We start from the raw sequence: 1,761 nt of genomic DNA on the forward strand, positions 1-1,761 counted from the left end.
AAAAACCACTGGGACTGTGAAAAGGTAATTTTTTCTGTTGGAGTGACGTAATTAGAATAAGGGTTAAAGTGATTGGTGCCTCATGGCCTCTTGTATAGTTTGCTCAAGCAAATACTTATTATTAATTTTGTAATTATTAAATAAAAAGTTTCTGGTACAAAAAGATTAAGATGAATTTTATTATCTAACTTTTTTACAGCAGAACCAGACGAATTACTTACCAGTTATAGATTTAGCATAAATGGTGAATTTCTTAGCATAGTTATATACGGATAAATTGAATCTCTTGAATGACGTAAAGGTGGTAATTTCTTATGAAAAACAGGAATAAAAGACGCAGAAAGAAACGTGATTTTTTAAAGGATTACTTGAAAAATAAGTTAGGAAATTGGAAACCTAGACTTGGTAAAGAACCTAAACCTACTTCTACCTCTAAGACATTAACCCAACAGAATAGAAATCTTGATTAAAGAGTAGTTGGATTAATCAGCTACTTTTTTTATCTTTTATAATATTTTGCGTAACATAATAAGGTTCTGGTGTAAAAAGGAGTAGAGTCTTTGGAAATTCTAGGTCTACTTTCTAACTTTCTGAATTATTTTTCCCTTTTTCGATAAAACGGTCCTTATAATAATCTAGATACAGATTACCTAAATGATCGACCTGACCAAAAAAAACTTCTTTCACAGTCGATTCTCGCTGTTGAAGTTGAGTTTTAAGCCATTCCACGCTATAGCCCATTTCATAAATAGCTTCTTCTATAAAATTCCCATCTATAATAATGGTTTGTGGTAATTTTACTTTTTGACCAACGCCAAAAAGGTCTCCCCATCTCACAGGCTGCTTTTCTTTTTTTAATAAAATGCTGAATTCTCCATTTGTTTCAAGCATTGCAAATTCTACGTCATTAACGTAAAAAACATCTTTTTTTCTTAGCTGTTCCATTAATTCATCTATTGTATATTTCTCACGCTTTAAGTTTTCTTCTAAAATTTTTCCATCCTTTATAAAAGTAGTTGGCGTACCCTCAACTACTTTTCGAAAAACTATGCTTTTTAAGGAAACATACGAAATAATGATTGGGAACAATGACCAGACCAAGATTGAGGTGACTCCATTCACAGCATTTAATTCAAGATCCATCGAAATTGTTCCAGCAATGTCGCCAACTGTAATTCCTACTATGTATTCAAAAAAAGATAACTTCGATAATTGCTTTTTCCCTAATATTTTTGTGATAAAGAATAACCCTAATATAATAAGAACAGAACGAATAATAACTTCTATCCAGCTTGGCATAACCAGTGTACCTCCACATTCACTAAAATAGTATGTATAGTTTCATTTCCATGAGGGGTGTTTTTTATGTATACGATGCCATAAAGGTGATTTTTATATTTTCCCCACCATAATTAATTGAAATTATTAGAGGTTTATCACCTGTTAAAGGTTAACCCCATATATTATTATTTCCTTTTTTATTATTGTTATGTAAAAAATATTTGTAAGTAAAATGGTAGGGTAAAATTATAGAATAGATTCTTCAAAGTAAAAATGGCCAACCAGAAAGTCTGGTTAACCTTATCATAAAATTGAAATCCGTAATTTTAATACTCATTCAGATAAATACACTGTTAAGCGTGAAAAATTACATGGCTTTATTGGTAATTCAACATCTTTATTATGAGCAAATTCCATTAGCTTCTTAAAAGAGGGCTCACTTTATCAATAGCTTCTTGTAGCTTTTGGCTGTTTTGACTG

Annotated in this window: 1 protein-coding gene; it reads right to left on the reverse strand. The window is 30.7% G+C overall.

The annotated features are described in order from the left end of the window. Window positions 1-582 precede the first annotated feature (582 nt). Entirely contained in the window at window positions 583-1,299 is a 717-nt protein-coding gene (locus tag OK414_RS27630; protein ID WP_263046354.1) for a DUF421 domain-containing protein, read from the reverse strand. Between the last annotated feature and the right edge of the window lie 462 nt (window positions 1,300-1,761).

Origin of the sequence: Priestia sp. JV24, from assembly GCF_025910025.1 — a bacterium.
In the GTDB taxonomy this organism is placed as follows: domain Bacteria; phylum Bacillota; class Bacilli; order Bacillales; family Bacillaceae_H; genus Priestia; species Priestia megaterium.

What these genes read in the sequence shown, in the direction of transcription:
- OK414_RS27630 (WP_263046354.1), bottom strand. Translation starts at nt 1,299, where the DNA reads ATGCCAAGCTGGATAGAAGTTATTATTCGTTCTGTTCTTATTATATTA.